General features: G+C 63.6%; 23 protein-coding genes. 10 read left to right on the forward strand and 13 right to left on the reverse strand.

Annotated features, from left to right (window positions below; all coding sequences use genetic code 11):
• The 4 genes from LCM4577_RS21550 to LCM4577_RS21565 form a co-directional block, all read right to left on the reverse strand.
• Nucleotides 1-446 (reverse strand): DUF4372 domain-containing protein (locus LCM4577_RS21550; protein ID WP_116390128.1); only part of this gene is annotated, 446 nt, incomplete at its 3' end.
• Nucleotides 447-748: 302 nt separating this feature from the next.
• Complete coding sequence (locus LCM4577_RS21555) at nt 749-1,354, reverse strand: transglutaminase-like cysteine peptidase (protein WP_071036015.1); 606 nt, start codon at nt 1,352-1,354, stop codon at nt 749-751.
• Nucleotides 1,355-1,593: 239 nt separating this feature from the next.
• The gene (locus LCM4577_RS21560) at nt 1,594-2,211 is read right to left on the reverse strand and encodes a PilZ domain-containing protein (protein WP_071073359.1); all 618 of its coding nucleotides are present in this window, start codon (nt 2,209-2,211) and stop codon (nt 1,594-1,596) included.
• Nucleotides 2,212-2,386: 175 nt separating this feature from the next.
• Nucleotides 2,387-3,025 (reverse strand): PAS domain-containing protein, encoded by a 639-nt coding sequence (locus LCM4577_RS21565; protein WP_041008630.1) that lies wholly within the window; start codon nt 3,023-3,025, stop codon nt 2,387-2,389.
• 425 nt (nt 3,026-3,450) lie between these two features.
• Between LCM4577_RS21565 and LCM4577_RS21570 the strand changes: the two genes are divergently transcribed.
• Nucleotides 3,451-4,188, forward strand: coding sequence for a rhomboid family intramembrane serine protease (locus tag LCM4577_RS21570; RefSeq protein ID WP_071073361.1), 738 nt, complete (start codon nt 3,451-3,453; stop codon nt 4,186-4,188).
• 225 nt (nt 4,189-4,413) lie between these two features.
• Nucleotides 4,414-4,845 (forward strand): CBS domain-containing protein, encoded by a 432-nt coding sequence (locus tag LCM4577_RS21575; RefSeq protein WP_040983461.1) that lies wholly within the window; start codon nt 4,414-4,416, stop codon nt 4,843-4,845.
• Nucleotides 4,846-4,898: 53 nt separating this feature from the next.
• On the opposite strand, the gene LCM4577_RS21580 is transcribed toward LCM4577_RS21575, so the two are convergent.
• Complete coding sequence (locus LCM4577_RS21580) at nt 4,899-5,156, reverse strand: YjhX family toxin (RefSeq protein WP_041008562.1); 258 nt, start codon at nt 5,154-5,156, stop codon at nt 4,899-4,901.
• A gap of 281 nt (nt 5,157-5,437) precedes the next feature.
• Here LCM4577_RS21580 and gatB point away from each other — a divergent pair, with 281 nt between their 5' ends.
• The 3 genes from gatB (at nt 5,438) to LCM4577_RS21595 (ending at nt 8,361) form a co-directional block, all read left to right on the forward strand.
• Nucleotides 5,438-6,937: an Asp-tRNA(Asn)/Glu-tRNA(Gln) amidotransferase subunit GatB gene (gatB, locus tag LCM4577_RS21585; protein ID WP_071036018.1), complete on the forward strand. Its 1,500-nt coding sequence runs from the start codon at nt 5,438-5,440 to the stop codon at nt 6,935-6,937.
• A 4-nt stretch (nt 6,938-6,941) separates the two neighbouring features.
• On the forward strand, nt 6,942-7,430 hold the full coding sequence (locus LCM4577_RS21590) for a GNAT family N-acetyltransferase (protein ID WP_071036019.1): 489 nt from the start codon (nt 6,942-6,944) through the stop codon (nt 7,428-7,430).
• A gap of 232 nt (nt 7,431-7,662) precedes the next feature.
• Complete coding sequence (locus tag LCM4577_RS21595; RefSeq protein WP_041006316.1) at nt 7,663-8,361, forward strand: AIM24 family protein; 699 nt, start codon at nt 7,663-7,665, stop codon at nt 8,359-8,361.
• A gap of 42 nt (nt 8,362-8,403) precedes the next feature.
• Here LCM4577_RS21595 and panC read toward each other — a convergent pair whose 3' ends face one another.
• Together panC and panB are read right to left on the reverse strand one after the other, a co-directional pair.
• Nucleotides 8,404-9,255, reverse strand: coding sequence for a pantoate--beta-alanine ligase (gene panC, locus LCM4577_RS21600; RefSeq protein WP_071073362.1), 852 nt, complete (start codon nt 9,253-9,255; stop codon nt 8,404-8,406).
• Nucleotides 9,252-10,091: a 3-methyl-2-oxobutanoate hydroxymethyltransferase gene (gene panB / locus LCM4577_RS21605; protein ID WP_071036021.1), complete on the reverse strand. Its 840-nt coding sequence runs from the start codon at nt 10,089-10,091 to the stop codon at nt 9,252-9,254. The genes panC and panB overlap by 4 nt, the downstream gene beginning before the upstream one ends.
• A gap of 276 nt (nt 10,092-10,367) precedes the next feature.
• Between panB and LCM4577_RS21610 the strand changes: the two genes are divergently transcribed.
• From LCM4577_RS21610 to LCM4577_RS21620, 3 genes are all read left to right on the forward strand, one after another.
• Nucleotides 10,368-10,766 carry an NADH:ubiquinone oxidoreductase subunit NDUFA12 gene (locus tag LCM4577_RS21610; RefSeq protein ID WP_040983126.1) on the forward strand — a complete coding sequence of 133 codons (399 nt, stop codon included), beginning with the start codon at nt 10,368-10,370 and terminating at the stop codon, nt 10,764-10,766.
• Between the two features lie 127 nt (nt 10,767-10,893).
• The gene (locus LCM4577_RS21615; protein WP_244508403.1) at nt 10,894-11,526 is read left to right on the forward strand and encodes a DUF2155 domain-containing protein; all 633 of its coding nucleotides are present in this window, start codon (nt 10,894-10,896) and stop codon (nt 11,524-11,526) included.
• A 58-nt stretch (nt 11,527-11,584) separates the two neighbouring features.
• Nucleotides 11,585-11,968: a hypothetical protein gene (locus LCM4577_RS21620; protein ID WP_071073364.1), complete on the forward strand. Its 384-nt coding sequence runs from the start codon at nt 11,585-11,587 to the stop codon at nt 11,966-11,968.
• Between the two features lie 3 nt (nt 11,969-11,971).
• Here the strand turns inward: LCM4577_RS21620 and aat are convergent, their stop codons facing one another.
• From aat to LCM4577_RS21650, 6 genes are all read right to left on the reverse strand, one after another.
• Nucleotides 11,972-12,589: a leucyl/phenylalanyl-tRNA--protein transferase gene (aat, locus tag LCM4577_RS21625; RefSeq protein WP_041006308.1), complete on the reverse strand. Its 618-nt coding sequence runs from the start codon at nt 12,587-12,589 to the stop codon at nt 11,972-11,974.
• Between the two features lie 12 nt (nt 12,590-12,601).
• Entirely contained in the window at nt 12,602-13,945 is a 1,344-nt protein-coding gene (accC, locus tag LCM4577_RS21630) for an acetyl-CoA carboxylase biotin carboxylase subunit (protein WP_041006306.1), read from the reverse strand.
• A 19-nt stretch (nt 13,946-13,964) separates the two neighbouring features.
• On the reverse strand, nt 13,965-14,429 hold the full coding sequence (gene accB / locus LCM4577_RS21635; protein WP_071036025.1) for an acetyl-CoA carboxylase biotin carboxyl carrier protein: 465 nt from the start codon (nt 14,427-14,429) through the stop codon (nt 13,965-13,967).
• Between the two features lie 26 nt (nt 14,430-14,455).
• On the reverse strand, nt 14,456-14,890 hold the full coding sequence (gene aroQ / locus LCM4577_RS21640; RefSeq protein ID WP_040983116.1) for a type II 3-dehydroquinate dehydratase: 435 nt from the start codon (nt 14,888-14,890) through the stop codon (nt 14,456-14,458).
• Nucleotides 14,891-15,021: 131 nt separating this feature from the next.
• The gene (locus LCM4577_RS21645) at nt 15,022-15,849 is read right to left on the reverse strand and encodes a DsbA family protein (protein WP_071073366.1); all 828 of its coding nucleotides are present in this window, start codon (nt 15,847-15,849) and stop codon (nt 15,022-15,024) included.
• 59 nt (nt 15,850-15,908) lie between these two features.
• The gene (locus LCM4577_RS21650) at nt 15,909-17,321 is read right to left on the reverse strand and encodes a M48 family metalloprotease (RefSeq protein WP_071073369.1); all 1,413 of its coding nucleotides are present in this window, start codon (nt 17,319-17,321) and stop codon (nt 15,909-15,911) included.
• Nucleotides 17,322-17,505: 184 nt separating this feature from the next.
• On the opposite strand from LCM4577_RS21650, the gene LCM4577_RS21655 reads away from it, so the two are divergent.
• Nucleotides 17,506-18,654, forward strand: coding sequence for a pyridoxal phosphate-dependent aminotransferase (locus LCM4577_RS21655; RefSeq protein WP_071073371.1), 1,149 nt, complete (start codon nt 17,506-17,508; stop codon nt 18,652-18,654).
• 5 nt (nt 18,655-18,659) lie between these two features.
• Nucleotides 18,660-19,589 carry a glutaminase gene (locus tag LCM4577_RS21660; protein ID WP_071073372.1) on the forward strand — a complete coding sequence of 310 codons (930 nt, stop codon included), beginning with the start codon at nt 18,660-18,662 and terminating at the stop codon, nt 19,587-19,589.
• Nucleotides 19,590-19,592 lie beyond the last annotated feature (3 nt).

Here is a 19,592-nt window from a genome sequence, read left to right on the forward strand (position 1 = left end):
ACGACATGCAGTTTCACGCCGCGGATGCGGCCGTTCGACTTGGCCCAGTCGCAAAGCTTGCCGAGCGGGATGGGCGTGGAATCGATCAGCCGTAGCATGGCACTGCCTTCGCGACGCATCTGCCGGTCGAGCAGGCCTGCAAGTAGGGCGAAGGTCTCGGCGAAGACCGCAACAGGGCGGCGCCGGTTGGCGTCCGACAAGGTCGAGCGCCGCAACAGGTCGCTGCCGAGATGGTAATGATGCTGGCAGTTGGCGTTCCAGCCCGCTTGCAGGCTGCGAAGGCTCGTCGCGCCGCTGAGCTGAGCATAGATCAACACCACCAGATGGTCCCAGCTCTTGAACGATTTGTCATAGGCATCGCCGTCATGGCTATCCACAATCGTCTGGAAGCGGCGACGATTGATCGGTTCAACCAGCTTGCCAAGAATGCTAGGCCTATAGCGCATGCCCCGTCCCTTTCTGAGTCTCGACAACCAGAAGGTAGACGGAAAATCCCCGTCTTACGGGGCATGCACATGCGGCATTTCGATTCACCTGCGACCTTCCCCGGACAGCCCTGCCACGCTCGGGAAGGGCGCCCCGGCCAGTGGCGTTCGGCAGGCGCCCGAAATGGCGGAGCCGGCCCCGGGGACAGGGGCCGGCTCCTAAAACCCGGTCGTTGGGGACGGGGAGGGTGGGGACTCGACCGGGCTTTCTCCCTGGGCACGCCGCCGCGCGTAACCGCGCCGTGCCCGATCGCTTTGGCGCCTTAGCGGACGCTGGCGACCGCGTCCTCGCGGCCGTCGTTGATCGTCACCCAAACGCCCGAATTCTCGGTCGATTGACGCTTGAGATAGGTGTAGACCGTGTCGTTCCAGGCGAGCACCTTCGGCTCGAGATTGTCGAGGATGAATTCGCCGAGGCTGGTGCGCACAGTCAGCACCGCATGGCCATCGCCATTCGGCTGGCGCACCACCGTCATCAAAAGATCGCCGGCCGGCACGCCGATGGCCATTAGTTCGCGGCGCTTCTCCAGCGCGTAGTCCTCGCAGTCGCCATAGCCGTTGTCGGGATAGGCCCAGTATTCCTCGACGCCGTAGATCTCCATATCGGTGCGCGGCTTGACGCGGACGTTGACGGAATTGTTGACGTTGACGATCGTCGCCCACAGCTTGCGCGTCAATTCGACCGGCGAACCCTTCGGCGTCCGTTGGGCGCACTCGACCGGAATGCGCTGGCAGAAGTCATAGTGACCGACCGGCTGGGTGGTGCGTCCGCCCGTATGCATGAAAGCAGGTCCCGCGCTTGCCGTGCCCCACGCGGAAAGCTGCATCGCTATTGCCAAGAGCAACAGCTTGCCCCTCGTCATTTTCATTGGTTGTAGTCTCCCCGTTTGAGGAGACTGTGCCACGTTGGGATTTATTTGACGCAAAAACCCGAAGTAGATATTGAGTAAAACGCCAGTAGAATAAACATAAAATTCGAACTATCGCGATCTTGAATTGTTCAGGTTTATGAAGATCTGGTAGGTGCCGAGGCGGCCTGCGTCAGGAGAAAACCGGACAAAAAAACCGGCCGCCGAGGGCCGGTTGGCTTTTCTGCGGAGAGCTTATGTCAGGATCGCGGCGCGTTGAATTCCTGGTCGAGCGTTTCCGGCCGTTGGATGACCGCGAACTCGATGGCGACGCCATCCTCGAAGTGGCGCACCACCTGGCCGCGCATTGTGCCCAGCATGACCTGGACACCGATGGCCGGCTTGACGTCGATCTCAACCGCGGCGCCCGAGAGCGACAGGTCGATGATGCGGCACTGATACTGGCGCCCATCGGTGAGCTGCAGGACGCTCATCGGATTGCGCGGCGCCACGCGTTCGTGGCGGCGATCCTCGGGCAGGTCGAGCTCATGCTTGTTGGCAAGCCAGGTGAGCTGCGCGGCAAGCTTGTCCTTCTTGCGGTCCGAGGCGATGACGGTCATGGCGAAGCCGTCCTGCGACGTGCGCGTCACGATGCCTTCGACCCGGCCGATATGGTCGATATAGGCGATGACCTTCTCGCCCGGCTTGCCGATGCGGTCCGTGCGCAACGCGACGTTGCCCGGCGACATATCGATCACCTGGCACGCATGTTCGGTGCGGTCTTCCAGCATGAAGCGTCCGTAGATTTTGACGCGGACACGCTGGAAATTGCGCCGCTCAGCTCGTGACGGTRCATATTCTACCGCCGCTGACCTCATGACTGCCTGCACCCCGTTGGCATTCCGCGCGACGATGCGAGGAATTTCGCTCAGAAAAACTACAGCCAAGCAGGTTAACAAACGGGAAAAATCGGCCGCAAAAGCCTGGGCTTGGGGGCTCGCGGGACGCGGAAAAATTAACCGTGAGGAAAGCGCAAGTCCCGCGGAGCCAGGCTCACTCGTGACGCCCGCCGTCGAGGACGACGAGATGGCGGATGCGGCGCACGCGGCCGAGCGCCGAAATGGTTTCCGGAGGATCGAATTCGGCCGGAACGAGCGAGGGAACGTCGATCGCCGGACGGTTCTTCAGGAACATCGGCTCCTTGTCGGGGTCTATCACCCGGATCGTATCGATGAGCGCGTCGGCGATCGGATCGGCGCCGAGCCAGAAGGGCTTGTCGGCGGTGCTGATGATGCCGAGGCAGCGCTGGTTCTCGGCCCCCCCATCCAGCGGCAGCGACAGGAGCTCGAATTTGTTGGAGCGGCCGTTGCGGCTGAAGCCCTCATAGGTCATGAGCAGGACCGACTTCTGATCGAAAACGCCTTGCATCAGCCGCGACATCAGCCGCTGGTCCTTCTCGCGCCAGAGCGACGGGAAGGAGAAGCCTTTGAGCTCCCGGCCGTAATAGGCGCAGAGCCTTGTGCCGGCCAGCCGGAACACCGCTTCGCCGCGCGTGTCGCGCTCGAGGATGAAGGTGTCGGCCAGGAGCGACTTGATGTCGGCCGGCTCCACCTCCGATCGCTTCGGGGCGAGGCGACCATCACGCAACTGGTTCCAATATTGGAACAGCGCGATCGATCCTTTTTCGTTCATTTCCATTCCGCTCCGCACAATCTGTCTTTTGATGTCCCATCGGCGAACAGACAGGGCGCCCTCCGATGACCTTCATGCGGTGCGGAGCAGGATGCGTGCCAGTATCGTTAACGTTTGTTCACGCCTCGGAGTCGTTAAGGTTAACAAGTGGTTTACGTTGCGCGCCGCTGAGGCCTGTGGCACACCAAAACCACTCCAAAACGGTCGTTCTCGCAGCGATCGGCAGCACTTCAGTCACGAGTTTATGGGGAGAGGGGACTCGACCGGCCGTCCAGGGGAATCCTGGACGGCCTTCTTTTTGATTCGTCGCTGTTCTGATTCGCCCTTTTTTCCGCGCGCCCGCTGTGGCGAATAGCCGTTTGTGATTCGAAAGGGCGTGATCTACATGCTCGTCGAAAGCCCGAGTCCCGAACCTGTAAGGGTGCATGAGCGAGCCCGTAAGCCCCACTGAAAACGAACCGTTGCCGGACGAGGCATCCGAGCCGCCGCGCCGCGAACCCGTGTTCAACCTGCCGCCCGCCGTGCTGGCRGTGATCGGCATCTGCGTGGCTGTCCATCTGGTGCGTGTCTATCTGCTGACCGACGACCAGGATTTTGCCCTGCTCGTCCGGGCGGCCTTCGTCCCCATTCGCTATTCCGGCCGGTACGACCTTGATTTCTATGCTTTTTCGAGCCCCTTCACCTATGCGTTCCTGCATGGCGGCGTGGCGCATCTGTTGATCAACATGATCTGGCTCGCCGCTTTTGGTTCGCCACTGGCCAATCGATTTGGCACGCTGCGCTTCGCCTTGTTCTTCGCGGCAACGAGCCTTGCTTCGGTAGTACTCTTCTGGGCGCTGCATCCGCTTGGCGAGATGCCGCTGGTCGGTGCGTCGGGCGCGATCTCCGGCATGATGGGCGCGGCGGCTCGCTATGGCTTCCGCGTCGACCGTTCGTCCGGCAAGGCCGCTTTCGCCGGCGAGCCACTGCCGATCGCCGCGGTGTTGCGCTCGCGCGGCGTCATGACCTTTCTGGGGGTCTGGATGGTCATAAATCTCGCCACGGGCCTGCTCGGCTTCGCGCCGGGAATAGACGGCCAGATCGCCTGGGAAGCGCATATCGGCGGCTTCGTGGCCGGCTTTTTCGGGCTGCGCTTCTTCGACCGTCCGCCGGCTGCCTCTTAGAGCAATTCCAGGAAAAGTGCGCAGCGGTTAAGTTCGGCGTCTTCGCCGTAACCTTCCGTCCGGAATTGCGTGAAAACAAAGGCATGGAGCGGTTCGCCCTTTCCGTGAAACGGTGAAACGCTCTAGTCCTTAGGCGCACTTGAAATGCAACCAATGACGGCGCACCATGTTGGGGCTGAAAGCCGGTCGGGGCGGGAGCCGGCGTCAAAGGCTGTGGAGGACGCCATGACGGTTAAGGCAATTCTTGAAAGCAAGGGCCATGACGTGTTCACGCTCGGGCCCAATGAGAAACTCAGCGAAGCCATTCGCATGCTGGCCGAGCACAGGATCGGCGCGCTCGTCATCACCAATGGCGACCGAAAGATCGTCGGCATTCTCTCGGAACGCGACATCGTCAGGGTCGTGGCCAAGGAGGGCGCCGCCGCGCTCGACATCGCCGTGCGCTCGGCGATGACTCCGAAGGTCAAGATCTGCAACGAAAACCACACGGTCAACGAAGTCATGGAGATCATGACGAGGGGCCGCTTCCGCCATCTCCCCGTGGAGAAAAACGGGCTGCTCGACGGCATCGTCTCCATCGGAGACGTGGTCAAGCGCCGCATCGAGGATGTCGAGCGCGAGGCCGAGGAGATCAGGGCCTATATCGCCACTGCCTGAGCGGCGATAGCCGCCGGCCGTTTTCCGGCCGGCGGAGCACGGCTCGCACGCCGCTATCTGTTGTCGAGTTCGGCGCGGACGAGTTCCAATCCGCGCCGGGTGATACGGTAGGGGCCGCCGCCCGAAGAGGATACGGCCTTCTTCCGCCTCAGTTTTCGAAAGAGCTCCAGGTCGAAGCCCGGATAGCGCCAGCCGTCGCGGGTCAGGCACTGGACCGAGGCGATCTTCTTGCTCTCGTTCTTTTCGATTTCGATACGCCCGCCCTGCGCGAGCAGATGCAGTATGCGCTGTTCGTTGCGCGATATGTCCATTGGAGAAAGTCCTGGGAAAAACAACAAAAGCCGCCGCCGCGAGACATCGCGGCACGGGGTTTCAGGTTTTTCTGCCCTGCCTCGTAGGAGGTCAGGGCTTCACCGGGACTGAGCGTAAGTGGACATCCACTCTCCATTGGAATGGACGCTTCTTAGGCGAGAGCCGCAGAAAAGGCCAGTAGGCGGCTTTGCGCTTGTCTCGCAGGGCGGTTTGCACTAGCGAAGTTGCTCGTCAATTATCCGTTCGCGCATATTCGCGAATTCACAGTACGTAGGCCTCCATGAGCATCATCGACACCCGCACCCCCGACGCGAAACGTCTGATCCCCGGCGCCACCGGCGACTGGGAGATCATCATCGGGCTCGAAGTGCATGCGCAAGTGATCTCGGAAGCCAAGCTTTTCTCTGGCGCCTCGACCTCGTTCGGCGCCGCGCCCAACGCCAATGTCAGCCTGGTCGACGCGGCGATGCCGGGCATGCTGCCGGTCATCAACGAGGAATGCGTCAAACAGGCGATCCGCACCGGGCTCGGCCTGAAGGCGGCGATCAACCACAAGTCGGTCTTCGACCGGAAGAACTATTTCTATCCGGACCTGCCGCAGGGCTACCAGATCTCGCAGTTCAAGCAGCCGATCGTCGGCGAGGGCAAGGTGATCGTCTCCGTCGGGCCCGACCGTCAGGGCGAGTTCGAGGATATCGAGGTCGGCATCGAGCGCCTGCATCTGGAACAGGATGCCGGCAAGTCGATGCACGACCAGCACCCGACCATGTCCTATGTCGATCTCAACCGTTCCGGCGTGGCGCTTATGGAGATCGTCTCCAAGCCCGATATCCGCTCGGCCGACGAGGCCAAGGCCTATGTCACCAAGCTGCGCTCGATCATGCGCTATCTCGGCACCTGCGACGGCAACATGGACGAAGGCTCGCTGCGCGCCGACGTCAACGTCTCGGTGCGCCGACCGGGCGGCGCGTTCGGCACGCGCTGCGAGATCAAGAACATGAACTCGATCCGCTTCATCGGCCAGGCCATCGAATACGAGGCGCGCCGGCAGATCGCCATCCTGGAAGACGGCGGCAAGATCGACCAGGAGACGCGCCTGTTCGATCCGGCCAAGGGCGAGACGCGTTCGATGCGCTCCAAGGAAGAAGCGCATGACTATCGCTATTTCCCGGATCCCGACCTGTTGCCGCTGGAGTTCGACCAGGCCTATGTCGACGCGCTCGCCAAGGACCTGCCGGAGTTGCCCGACGACAAGAAGACGCGGCTGGTCGATGTGCTCGGCCTTTCGGCCTATGACGCCTCGGTGCTGGTTTCGGAAAAGCCGATCGCCGACTATTTCGAGAAGGTGGCGGCAGGGCGCGACGGCAAGCTCGCCGCCAACTGGGTCATCAACGATCTCTTGGGCCAGCTGAACAAAGCCGGCAAGGATATTGAAAATGCTCCGGTTTCGCCCGAGCAGCTCGGCGCCGTCCTCGACCTGATCAAGGAAGGCACCATTTCCGGCAAGATCGCCAAGGACCTGTTCGAGATCGTCTGGAACGAGGGCGGCGATCCGCGCCAGATCGTCGAGAGTCGCGGCATGAAGCAGGTCACCGACACCGGCGCCATCGAGAAGGCGGTCGACGAGGTGATCGCCGCCAACCCGGACAAGGCCGAGCAGGCGCGYGCCAAGCCGACCATGGCCGGCTGGTTCGTCGGCCAGGTGATGAAGGCGACCGGCGGCAAGGCCAACCCGCAGACGGTTAACGACCTCGTCAAGGCCAAGCTCGGCATCGAATAGGCCGATGTTCGTCCGCACCGCCAGCGAGCGCGATCTTGTTGCGGTGCGTGCGTTGCTGGTCGAAACGTGGCGCGCAACCTATGACGCCGTCCACGGTGCCGAACAGGTTGCGGCGATCACCGACGACTGGCATTCGATCGCCTCGCTCAAGGCGCGGCTGACGCGGCCGAATTCCGAATTCCTGGTCGCCGACGATGGCAAGAGGCTCGGCGGCATGGCCTTCGCCGCCGCCACCACGGACCCGAAGATCGTGCTTCTGCACCAGCTCTACCTGCATCCGGCCTGCCAGCGGCAGGGGATTGGCCGGTTGCTGCTCGATGAGGTGGAGGCAAGCTTCCCGGAGATGCGTAAGCTGCGCCTTGAGGTCGAGGAGGCGAACGCCGTGGCGATCGCCTTCTACGAGGCGAACGGGTTCAGGCGCGCGGGCAGGACCGCGGATTGCGGCGGCAGTTCGGGATGGCCTGCGCTCATCCTGGAAAAGCGGCTCGGCTAAAGCAATTCCAGGAAAAGTGTGGGCGGTTTTCCGTTCGGAATTGCGTAAAAACAAAGAAATAGAGCGGTTCGCCGTTTCTGTGAAACGGTGAAATGCTCTATGTCGCAGGCGGGCATTCCATCTCATCGCAAGGTTTTGATTTGATCGCGCCGTTACGCGCGATCAAGGCTGCTCGTCGCCGGCGTCGCGCCCTCCATAAGGCAGGGGCGTCGTCCGCAATCGGGGGATTGCCATGCCGAGCTTGCCGGAACTGATGCCGACCGAGGTGTCGGAGGAGACTTTTGGCGGCGTGACCTATCACGTCGCCGGCGAACTGGTGCCGGTGCTGTCGGTCGATGTGACCAACATGCCGGTCTATTTCGAGCACCACATCCTGCTCTGGAAGAACACCACGATCACCATCGGCCTGAAATCGCTGAAGGGCGCGCTGAAGCGCATGATCGCCGGCATGCAGATCTTCGTCACCGAGGCGTCCGGGCCGGGCGTCATCGCCTTCAGCCGCGACGGGCCCGGTCATATCGTGCCGATCCATCTCCGGCGCGGCGAGGAGATCCAGGTGCGCGAACACCAGTTCCTCGCCGCCACTGCCAGTGTCGACTACTCTTTCGAACGCGTACGCGGGCTGGGAACGATGCTGTTCGGCCAGAGCGGCTTCTTCATCGACCGTTTCCGGGGCGAGACAGGCGACGGCATCGTCTGGCTGCATGGCTACGGCAACGTCTTCGAGAAGGTGCTGGCGCCCGGCGAGACCATCGATATCGAGCCGGGCGGCTGGCTGTTCAAGGACGCGTCGGTCAGGATGGATACGAGGATCGACAAACTTTCCAGCGGCTTCTTCGGCGCCGCCATGAACTTCGTCGTCAACCGCTTCACCGGGCCAGGCCGCGTCGGCATCCAGTCGATGTACCTGCATATGCCGTCGGAAGAGTAGCGTCATAGAGCGCCGCGGCGACAGCTCGCGGATCGTGGGCGCTCAGGCGGAGGGAATCTCCACATTGTCGATCAGCCGCGTCGTACCGAGCCATGTCGCAGCGAGCAAGCGGCCGTCGTGCCCGCGCTGCCAGGGGCCGAGCGTGACGCTCGCGCGGGCGGCGACATAGTCGACCTTTTGGAAGCCGGCTGAGACAAGCGCCTTCGCGGCATCTTCGGTAGCGCCGGCCTCATCCGCGCCGGCTGAAAGCGCCGCTGCGGTGCGGCGCAGGACCAAATTGAGCTTGCGCGCAATGTCGAGTTCGGCTTCGCCGAGATAGGCATTGCGCGACGACATGGCGAGGCCGTGGGCGTCGCGCACTGTCGGCGCGCCGACGATCTCGACGGGCAGGTCGAGATCGCGGCAGAGCTGCCGGACGACGCAAAGCTGCTGGTAGTCCTTCTCGCCGAACACGGCGCAATCGGGCGCCGCCTGCAGGAAGAGCTTGGCCACCACGGTGGCGACGCCGTCGAAGAAACTCGGCCTGAAGTCGGTTTCCAGCCCGCGGGAGGGGCCGCCGACCGAGATCTTGCTGGCGAAGCCGGAGGGATACATTTCGCTCACGCCCGGCGTGAAGGCGAGATGCGCGCCGGCGTCCCGCAACCGGTCGAGATCGCGCGCCAACTGGCGCGGATATTTGTCGAGATCTTCCGTCGGCGCGAACTGCGTCGGATTGACGAAGATCGAGACGAGACAGCGCTCGGCCCGTTCGAGCGCGATCCTGACCAGCGAGATATGGCCGTCATGCAGCGCCCCCATCGTCGGCACCATGGCGACCTTCAGGCCGGCTTGCCGCCAGTCCCGGACCTGCGCCCGAAGGGCTGCGACGCTATCGACGACGATTGGCGCGTTCATGTCTTGTCCTTGGCGGAGGCCGTCGTGAAGACGTGGTCGGGACCGGGGAAGGCGCGGTTGCGCACCTCGGCGGCGTAGCGCGCTGCCGCATCCGCTATCACGCCGCGCAAGGCGGCGTATTCCTTGACGAATTTCGGTACACGGTCGACGGTCATGCCGACCATGTCGTCGATCACCAGGATCTGGCCGTCACAGTCGGCGCTGGCGCCGATACCGATCGTCGGTATGGAGATGTGACGGGTAAGCTTCGCGGCCACGGCCTCCATCGTGCCCTCGATGACGACCGAGAAGGCGCCGGCTTCTTCCACCGCCTCGGCATCGCTGAGCAGGGCAGCGATGTTGTCCTGCGTTCGGCCCTTGATCCTGTAGCCGCCGTCCTTCTCCACCGACTGCGGCTGCAGGCCGATATGGCCCATGACCGGTATCCCTTCGGTGACGATCGCCGCGATCCGGGAGGCCATGTCGACGCCGCCCTCGAGCTTCACGGCCTGGCAGCCCGTTTCCTTCACGATCCGCCTCGCCGCCGCCACGGCCTGCGCCGGCGAGACCTCATAGCTGCCGGCCGGCATGTCGACCACGACGCAGGCCCTGGCCGAGCCGCGCATCACAGCCTGGCCGTGAGCAATCATCATCTCCAGCGAGGCGCCGAGCGTGGTGGCATGGCCATGCAGGACCATGGCGACGCTGTCGCCGACCAGGAGCAGGTCGACATGTGGATCGAGCAGACGGGCGATCGGATAGGTGTAGGCGGTGAGGCAGACGATCGGCACGCCGCCCTTGCGGCGGCGAATGTCTTCGGCGCTGATCCGGCTGTCGGCGGACGGATCCCGGGTCAATCGTCACCTCCCCAGAGCATGATGCCGAAAAGCGTGAAGCGGTTTTCGGACGACATCATGCCCTATCTCTTTGATTTAGAGCGCCCAAAACGGGGCGGGCCGAGCTTTAGAAAGACGGGCCGCGCTTGGCAAGCGGCGCTGCCACCGGTAGCAGCGGTGCATCGATTTAGCGCACGAAGCATTTACATTCCGGGCGCGGCAAAACCCTTGCCATCGCGGCGGCGTGACGCCATAAGCAGGGGAAAGGCAGGAGCCGCTGCCGCCGCGAGGATTTGGATGAAAACTTTCCTGCTGCAGTTTTTCACCTGGTGGAACAGCCAGACGCTCGGCACCCGCTTCCACACCTGGCGCTTCGGCAAGAGGGTCGGCGAGGACGAAGCAGGCAACGTCTATTACGAGGGCGGGGTCGATTCGGAAGGCCGCACGCGCCGTTGGGTGATCTATCGCGACTATTCGGAAGCCTCGAAGATCCCGCCGGGCTGGCATGGCTGGATTCATCATCGCGTCGACACCGCTCCGGCCAGCGAAAGCTACAAGCCGCGCGAATGGCAAAAGCCGCATCAGGCGAATCCGACCGGAACGCCGTCGGCCTATCGGCCGAAGGGTTCGATCCTGACCAACCAGCATCGTCCGCAGGTGACCGGCGACTACGACGCCTGGACGCCCGGATCGTAATCCGCGTCCACGACGCCGCTTCGGTCCTTTATCGCCACAATTGGCATTTAGCTGCTTGCTGACTGCGCAGCTATGACTAGCCTTGGGCGTTGAGAGAATCACCCGGGCGCAACCACCGGTATTTTGCATGAGCTCTTCGAGGCAATTCCAGGAAAAGTGCGCAGCGGTTTTCCGTCCGGAATTGCGCTCTTGGATTCCAGGCCAAACCTCAAAGGCGCTGATCGCGGGGGCGTCCCTTCTGCTCGCCTCGACGGCAGCCTTCGCCGCCGCGCAGGCACCGGCCCCTGCACCCGCGGCCTCCGACCGCGTCACCAATCCAGTGGCCGAGTTCGCCGGCATCGACAAGATCACCGGCCGCATCATCACCTTCGACGTCTATATCGACGAGACCGTTCAGTTCGGCGCTTTGCAGGTGACGCCGCGCGTCTGCTATTCGCGGCCGGATACGGAGCAGCCCAAGACCGATTCCTTCGTCGAGGTCGACGAGATCACGCTCGACCGCAAGATCCGTCGCATCTTCACCGGCTGGATGTTTGCCGAAAGCCCCGGCCTCAACGCCGTCGAGCATGCCGTCTATGACGTCTGGCTCAAGGGCTGCAAGCAGAAATCGGACGTGCCGCCGCCGACCGCGGCCAAGGCCGACACGGGCAAGCCTAAGACCCAGGCCACCAAGCCCAAGGCTCCGGCGCAGCCGGCCGACGCTGCGCCCGAGCCGGCTGACGCGGCGCCGGAGCCGGACGACACGACCACCACCAACTGATCTCGGAACCTGCCCGCCCTTTGTCCGTTCAAATTCGGCAGGCGAGGAGGATTCCGCGATGACCGCCACGAAGCCGATCACCGCCAACAGGCAAGAGCTTCTCGAACTTGAAAAAGGCTTCTGGACCGGCGATTCCGCCTACTACCAAGCCAATGTCGATGTAGAGTGCTTGGTCGCGTTCCCGCAGATGGCGCAGGCGATGACCAACGCGGAACTGGCCGCGACGGCCAGCAAGCCCAACCGCTGGCGCGACCTCGACATTAAACTGAAGGGAATGGTCGAGCCGGGTAGCGACATCGTCATGCTCACCTACGAAGCGCGTGCGACGCGCGAGAATGGCGAGCCTTATGMGGCGCTCGTCAGCACCGGCTACGTCCATCGCGCCGACGGCTGGAAGATGATGTTCCATGCGCAGACGCCGATCGACGCGGCACGGGACTGATCCTCAAGGATAGAAGACAGCTTCGCCTTTAAGCGCCTCGGCGAGCATTTTCTCGTACTGGCCGCGCGGCACGTCGACAGCGCCGAAGCGCTTCAGATGCTCTGTCGTGAACTGCGTGTCGAGCAGCGCGAAGCCGCGCGCCTTCAACCGTTCCACGAGATAGTAAAGACAGGTCTTCGACGCGTCGGTCTCCCTGGCGAACATGCTTTCGCCGAAGAACACGCGTCCGAGCGACACACCGTAGAGGCCGCCGACCAGTCGGTCCTCGCGCCACGCCTCGACCGAATGGCAGTGCCCAAGCCGATAGAGCTCGACATAGGCTTCGCGGATCGGCGCGTTGATCCAGGTCGAGCGGCGCTCCTCGCGCTTTTCGGCGCAGCCGTCGATCGTCGCCTCGAAATCGAAATCGTAGCGGATCTCGAAGGGATGCCTGCGGATCGTCTTCTTGAGGCTGCGCGGCGTATGGAACCCGTCCAGCGGAATGATGCCGCGCGTTTCTGGCCGCACCCAGAACACTTCCGGGTCGTTGGCGCTTTCGGCCATCGGGAAGACGCCGGAGGCATAGGCCCGAAGCAGCAGGTCGGTGGGAATGCGATAGCCTGGCGCGTAGGGGCGGGTCATCGCATCCCCGTGCTATTCACCCTTGGCCAGGTATTTTTCCAGCCAGTGGATGTCGTAGTCGCCATTGGCGATGTCGGGGTTGCCGACAAGGTCGCGGAACAGCGGCAGCGTCGTCTTGATGCCGTCGACGACGAATTCGTCGAGCGCGCGGCGCAGCCGCATCATGCATTCGACGCGGTTGCGGCCATGCACGATCAGCTTGCCGATCAGGCTGTCGTAATAGGGCGGGATCTTGTAGCCGGAATAGACGCCGGAATCGACGCGGATGCCGAGGCCGCCGGGCGTGTGGAAATGCGTGATCGTGCCGGGCGAGGGCGCGAAGGTGCGCGGGTCCTCGGCGTTGATGCGGCACTCGATGGCGTGGCCGTTGAACTTGATGTCTTCCTGCCTGACCGACAGCCCGCCGCCGGAAGCAACCCGTATCTGCTCGTGCACAAGGTCGATGCCGGTGATCGCCTCGGTCACCGGGTGCTCGACCTGCAGGCGCGTGTTCATCTCGATGAAATAGAACTCACCATTCTCGTAGAGGAACTCGATCGTGCCGGCGCCGGAATAACCAAGATCGGCGATCGCCTTGGCGCAGATGTCGCCGATGCGAGAACGTTCCTCAGCATTGAGCGCCGGCGAATTGGCTTCCTCCCAGACCTTCTGGTGGCGCCGCTGCAGGGAGCAGTCGCGCTCGCCGAAATGCACGCCGCGGCCGGCGCCGTCGCCGAACACCTGCACCTCGATATGGCGCGGCTTTTCCAGATATTTCTCGATATAGACGGCGTCGTCGCCGAAGGCGGCGCCCGCTTCCGACTTGGCCGTCTGCAGCGCCACTTCAAGGTCCGCTTCGGTGTGCGCCACCTTCATGCCGCGACCGCCGCCGCCGGCGGAGGCCTTGATAATCACCGGATAGCCGATCTCGGCGGCGACGCGCTTGGCTTCCTTGTCGTCGCTGATCGCGCCGTCCGATCCGGGCACGACGGGAATGCCGAGACGCTTTGCCGTGCGCTTGGCCTCGATCTTGTCGCCCATGATGCGGATATGGTCGCCCGACGGGCCGATGAAGGTGATGTTGTGGGCCGCCAGGATGTCGGCGAACTTGGCATTCTCCGACAGGAAGCCGTAGCCCGGATGCACGGCGTCGGCGCCGGTGATCTCGCAGGCGGCGACGATCTGGTGGATGTTGAGGTAGCTTTCGCGCGACGGCGGCGGGCCGATACACACGCTCTCGTCGGCAAGCCGCACATGCATGGCGTCGGAATCCGCGGTGGAATGGACGACCACCGTCTGGATGCCGAGCTCCTTGCAGGCGCGCAGCACCCTCAGAGCGATTTCGCCGCGATTGGCGATGAGGATCTTCTGGAACATCTCTTGGCTGTTCCCGGCTCTACTCGAGGACCACCAGCGGCATGCCGTACTCGACCGGCTGGGCGTCCTCGATGAGGATCGCCGTCACCGTGCCGGCGCGCGGCGAGGGGATCTGGTTCATCGTCTTCATCGCTTCGATGATGAGCAGCGTCTGGCCTTCCTTCACCTTCTGGCCGATCTCCACGAACGGCTTGGCGTCGGGCGAGGGCGCCAGATAGGCCGTGCCGACCATCGGCGAGGGCACGGCGTTCTTCGACGGATCGGAGGGCGCAGCGGCCGCGGCGGGTTGAGCCGCCGCAGCTACAGGAGCCGCGGCGATCGCCGGCAGCGGCGCCGCGACCGCGTGAACGGCCTGCGACTGGCGCGACACGCGCACCTTGAGATCGCCGAGCTCCACCTCGATCTCGGTCAGATTGGTGTCGTTCAGAATGCCCGCCAGGTCGCGGATCAGTTGCTGGTCAACACCGTTCTTTTTTATCGACATTTTCGAGCCTTCTGTTTGGGGGCCGGTCACAGGCGTGCCGCCAGTGCCTGCAGCGCGAGCGTGTAGCCGAGCGGCCCGAACCCGCAGATCATGCCGACAGCGACCGGCGCGACCATGGAGACGTGGCGGAAGGGCTCCCGCGCGTGGATGTTGGAAAGATGGACTTCCGCGACGGGCAGCGGCGCAACGGAGCGGATGGCGTCGTGGATGGCGATCGAGGTGTGGCTGTAGGCGCCGGGATTGATGACGATTCCGGAAGCCTTGTCGCCGGCTTCCTGGATCCAGTCGACCAGATCGCCCTCATGGTTGGACTGGCGAAAATCGATCTCGAGTCCGAGCGCGGCGCCTGCCGCCTTGCAGTCCTCCTCGATGGCCGCGAGCGTCTTGCCGCCATAAATCCCGGGCTCGCGTTTGCCGAGCGCGTTGAGATTGGGACCGTTGAGGACGAAAATCGTTTTCAATATGGCGACCTTGTTCCACGCCGGCCCCGAGCCGGCGCACTGGCCTCTATAATGGGCATAGCCGCCCGCGAAAAGAGCGCAAGTGCGTTCTTGCGCTGTCCACAGCGGCCGGCTTCTGCATCCGCAAGCGCCTACAGCGCGCTCTTGGCCTGTTCGATCTTTTCCGCCAGAACCTGCTGGCCGAGCGCTCCGAAGATCACCTCGTTGCCGACCACATAGGACGGCGTGCCGGTGATCGACAATTTCGTCGCAAGGTCATAGGTGCGCGACAGCGTTTCGGCGATGCGTGGATCCTTCATCTTCTCGCGCAACGCCGCCTCGTCGGCGCCGAGCGAAAGCGCCACCTTGATGGCGGTGGATTCCGTGGCCCGGCCCTGGCCGCCGAGCAGCGCGGTGTGGAATTCGCCGTATTTCTCCGGATGCATCAGGTGGAACGCCATGGAGACGACGCTGGCCTTCTGCGAATCCGGGCTGAGGATCGGGAACTCCTTCAGCACGAAGCGCAGGTCCGGGTCGGACTTGGTCAGCGCCTGCATGTCCTCGATGGCGCGTTTGCAGAAGCCGCAATTGTAATCGTAGAACTCGACGATCGTGACCTTGCCCTTCGGGTTGCCGACGACGCCGTCGAAGGTGGAGTTGAAGATCTCGTCCTTGGAATCCTTGATGACGCCGAGCGCGGCGAGCCGCTGCTCTTCCTTCTGCTTGGCCTCGAGCGCGTCCTGCACCTCGAGCAGAACCTCCGGGTTCTTCAACAGGTAATCGCGGATGATGCCCTCGACCTCCTTGCGATCGATCTTGGTGTCGGCGGAAGCCTTGGTATCGGTGGAGGACGTGACCTGCGCTACTTGCACGGTGTCGGCCTTAGCGGCCTGCGGGTTTCCCGCCACGAAGCCGAAGGCCAGCATGCCGAGCGCCACCGCCAGACCGCCAGCACTGCCAAGCAGGATTGCCTTGTTCATGATTGTCGATCCTTTTGCCTTTCCTGGTGCGCCTTGGTCGCGGCCAACGCCCGGGAGGTTCATTTGAGTTTGTTCGATGGCGTGTAGTTTATAATATCCTGAGCGCGGACCCAGCGGGGTTCGCCGCGCTTCAATTTCTGTTGAGCGCGCATGGCGAAGATCTTGGCGTTCTTGTAGTCGCCCGAATAGTAATGGCCCTCGGCGGTGGCGAGATCTGCGGCCGGAACATCGCCGAGTTCGCCATAGGCCTGCGCCAGAAAGCGATAAGCATCGGAATTCTCTTTGTCCCGCCCGACGCCGTTGTTGAGCTGGGTGACGGCTTTCCTGAGCGAATCTGGTGTACCGACCGCCATCAGCGCCTGGCCGAGGGAGACCAGCAGCAGGCCGGAGCGTGCGGGATCGAGGCTGACCGCCTTGGCATAGGCGTCCGCCGCGTCCTTCGGCTTGTTGATCTTCATCAGGATGTCGCCGCGCAATTCCTGGAAATAGGGGTTCTTCGGCTGTTCCTTGATCAGCGCTGCCGTCTTGGTCAGCGCCGCGCCTGGATTGCCATAGAGATAGGTCTGCTGCGCGTCGCCATAGCGCGAGGCGAGGCTGGCCGGGTTCTTTCGCATCAGCCGCGCAACGGCCGCCTGACCCTGCATGTAGGCGGCGATCTTGATGCGCATCATGTCGTGCCGCTGCTGCAGCGCCGGCGGGTCGATCGTGTTGACGAAGGGGCTCTGCTTGACGAGCACCTCGAGGTTGGCGATGCGCTCCTGCGGCATCGGGTGGCTGATCCGGTAGGGATCCACCTGAGTGCCGGCGAGCGACAGCGCGCTCTGGAAGCGGCCGAAGGTCTTCAGCATGCCCATGCCGGACTGGCCGGTGGCGTTGAGATAGGCGATCGCCGAACGATCGGCGGTGATCTCTTCGGTGCGTTGATAGGCAAGGATCGAGCGCTGCGCCATCTCGCCGCCGCCGGCGGCGACGCCCACGCCGGCGCCGGCAAGGCCGCGGCTGTTGGTGGTGGCGCCGGCCACCATGGCGCCGGCGCCGAGCAGCGTGGCGATGATGGCCATGGTCTTGGCACGGTCGAGCTGGTCGCGCAATTTCTGCTGGTGGCCGCCGGCAATATGGCCGGCCTCGTGTGCGATGACGCCGATGATCTCGTTCGGGGTCTCGGCGGTCACCAGCGCGCCGGTGTTGATGAACAGGCGGCGTCCGGTGACGAAGGCATTGAAGCTCTGGTCGTTGACGAGCACGATGTCTATGCCGTCATTGGCGAGCCCCGCCGCCTTGAAGATCGGCCGGGCATAGTCGCGCACCAGCGCCTCGATCTCGGCGTCGCGCACCACCGGCACGCCTTGCGCGAAGGCGCTGACCGAGCTCGACACGGCAACGGCCGCGGCAAGCATAAGCGTCGCGAAACCGCGCGCGGCTCGGCTGAGGGGGGGCGATTTGCCAATCGATGGTCGGGGTCGGCTCAACATAGGTCCACTGGTAGACGAGCGGGCGAAAGATGAAAAGTCGGCGCCGGCAACTTCCTGCGCGCTTGTGATCCCCACATCAATCGGGCATTTGTGCGGCGCTGTCCCTTTAACTAGGGCAGCTCAAGGGCAAGTCTGCGCTGCTTGCTCCGGAATTCACCGAAAATAGGCAGTTGGAAGAGGTCAAATGGTCGTTTCGCTTTCGCGCCGGGGGGAAGTCGAGCCGTTCCACGCCATGGACATCCTGGCCGAAGCCAACCGGCTGAAGGCCACCGGCGTGCCCGTCGTGTCGATGGCGGTCGGCCAGCCGTCGGACCCTGCGCCGGTCGGTGTCCGCGAGGCGGCAGCCGCGGCGCTCAGGCACGGTCGCATCGGCTACACCGATGCCTTAGGGCTGGCTGATCTGCGCAAGGCGATCGCGGCGCATTATGGCGAGCATTACGGGATCGACGTCGCGCCGTCGCGCATTGCCGTCACGACCGGTTCGTCGGCCGCCTTCAACCTGGCCTTCCTGGCCATGTTCGATCCGGGCGACCGCGTCGCCATCGCCGCGCCCGGCTATCCCGCCTACCGCAACATCATGGCCGCGCTCGGCATCGAGATCGCCGAGATCGAGCTCGGCACGGACGCCTACCTGCACGCTGCGCATCTGAAGGCCGCGCATCGCGAGAAGCCGCTGAAGGGCGTGTTGTTCGCCAGCCCCGCCAATCCGACCGGCGCGGTCATACCGGCGCACGAGCTCGCCGCGCTGGTCAAGACGGCCGAAGTGCTCGGCATCGCCGTGATCTCGGACGAGATCTATCACCGTCTGGCCTATGCGGCTCCCGATGTCACCGCGCTGGCGCATGGCGCCGGCGTCACGGTGATCAACTCCTTCTCGAAATATTATTGCATGACCGGCTGGCGCATCGGCTGGATGGTGTTGCCGGAAGAACTGGTGCGGCCGGTCGAGCGCGTCGCCCAGAGCCTCTACATCTCGCCCCCGGAACTGTCGCAGATCGCGGCGATCGAAGCCTTCAAGGCGACGGAGGAGCTGGAAAGGGTGAAGGCGCGGTATGCCTGGAACCGCGACCTTCTGATGACGCGTCTGCCGGAACTCGGCTTTGCGCTCGCAGCACCCATGGACGGCGCCTTCTATGCTTTCTGCGACGTCACCCGCCACACCAATGACAGCATGGCCTTTGCCCGCAAGATGTTGGCCGAGGCGCATGTCGCGGCGACGCCCGGTCGCGATTTCGACCCGTTGCAGGGCCATCGAACCATGCGCTTTTCCTATGCCGGCAGCCATGACGACATGGTCGAGGCGCTGGCGCGCATCGAACGCTGGCTGAAATAGAAGCCATGGCTGAACTCGAGCAAGCACTGGCGGAGGTGGCCGCCGAAATGGCGGAGCGCACCGATCGCGGCGAGGTGGCGACCTACATCCCGCAGCTCGGCAAGGTCGATCCGAAGAAAYTCGGCATCGCCGCAGTGACCAATGACGGCCGCGTCATTCTTGCCGGCGACGCCGACCAGCCCTTTTCGATCCAGAGCGTCTCGAAAGTCTTCACGCTCACGCTGGCGCTGGGCAAGATCGGCGATGCGCTCTGGCATCGCGTCGGCCGCGAGCCGTCCGGCAATCCATTCAACTCGATCGTCCAACTCGAGCACGAGAACGGCATCCCGCGCAATCCGTTCATCAATGCCGGCGCCATCGTCGTTTCCGACGTCCTGCTCGCCGGCCATCAGCCGCGCGAGGCGATCGGCGAAATCCTGCGCTTCATCCAGTTCCTCGCCGATGACGAGACGATCATCATCGACCGCGAGGTCGCGGCATCCGAACGGGCCACCGGCTATCGCAACTTCGCTCTTGCCAATTACATGAAATCCTTCGGCAATCTCCATCACGAGCCGGAGTTGGCGCTGGGTGTCTACTTCCACCATTGCGCGATCGCCATGAGTTGCCGCCAGCTTGCCATGGCCGGCCGGTTCCTGGCCGATGGCGGCAGGAACCCGGCGACCGGGCATTCCGTCGTGTCGGCCGAGCGGGCCCGCCGCATCGGCGCGCTGATGCTGACCTGCGGCCACTATGACGGCTCCGGCGATTTCGCCTTCCGCGTCGGCATTCCCGGCAAAAGCGGCGTCGGCGGCGGCATCCTCGGCATCGTGCCCGGAGTGGCTTCGCTCGCGGTGTGGTCGCCCGGCCTTAACGAGAACGGCAACTCCAAGCTCGGCTCCATCGCCTTAGAGAAGCTCGCCCGGACGATGAATTGGTCGATCTTTGCGCCTTAAAGC

The organism is Mesorhizobium sp. LCM 4577 (genome assembly GCF_001854795.2).
Taxonomy (GTDB): domain Bacteria; phylum Pseudomonadota; class Alphaproteobacteria; order Rhizobiales; family Rhizobiaceae; genus Mesorhizobium; species Mesorhizobium plurifarium.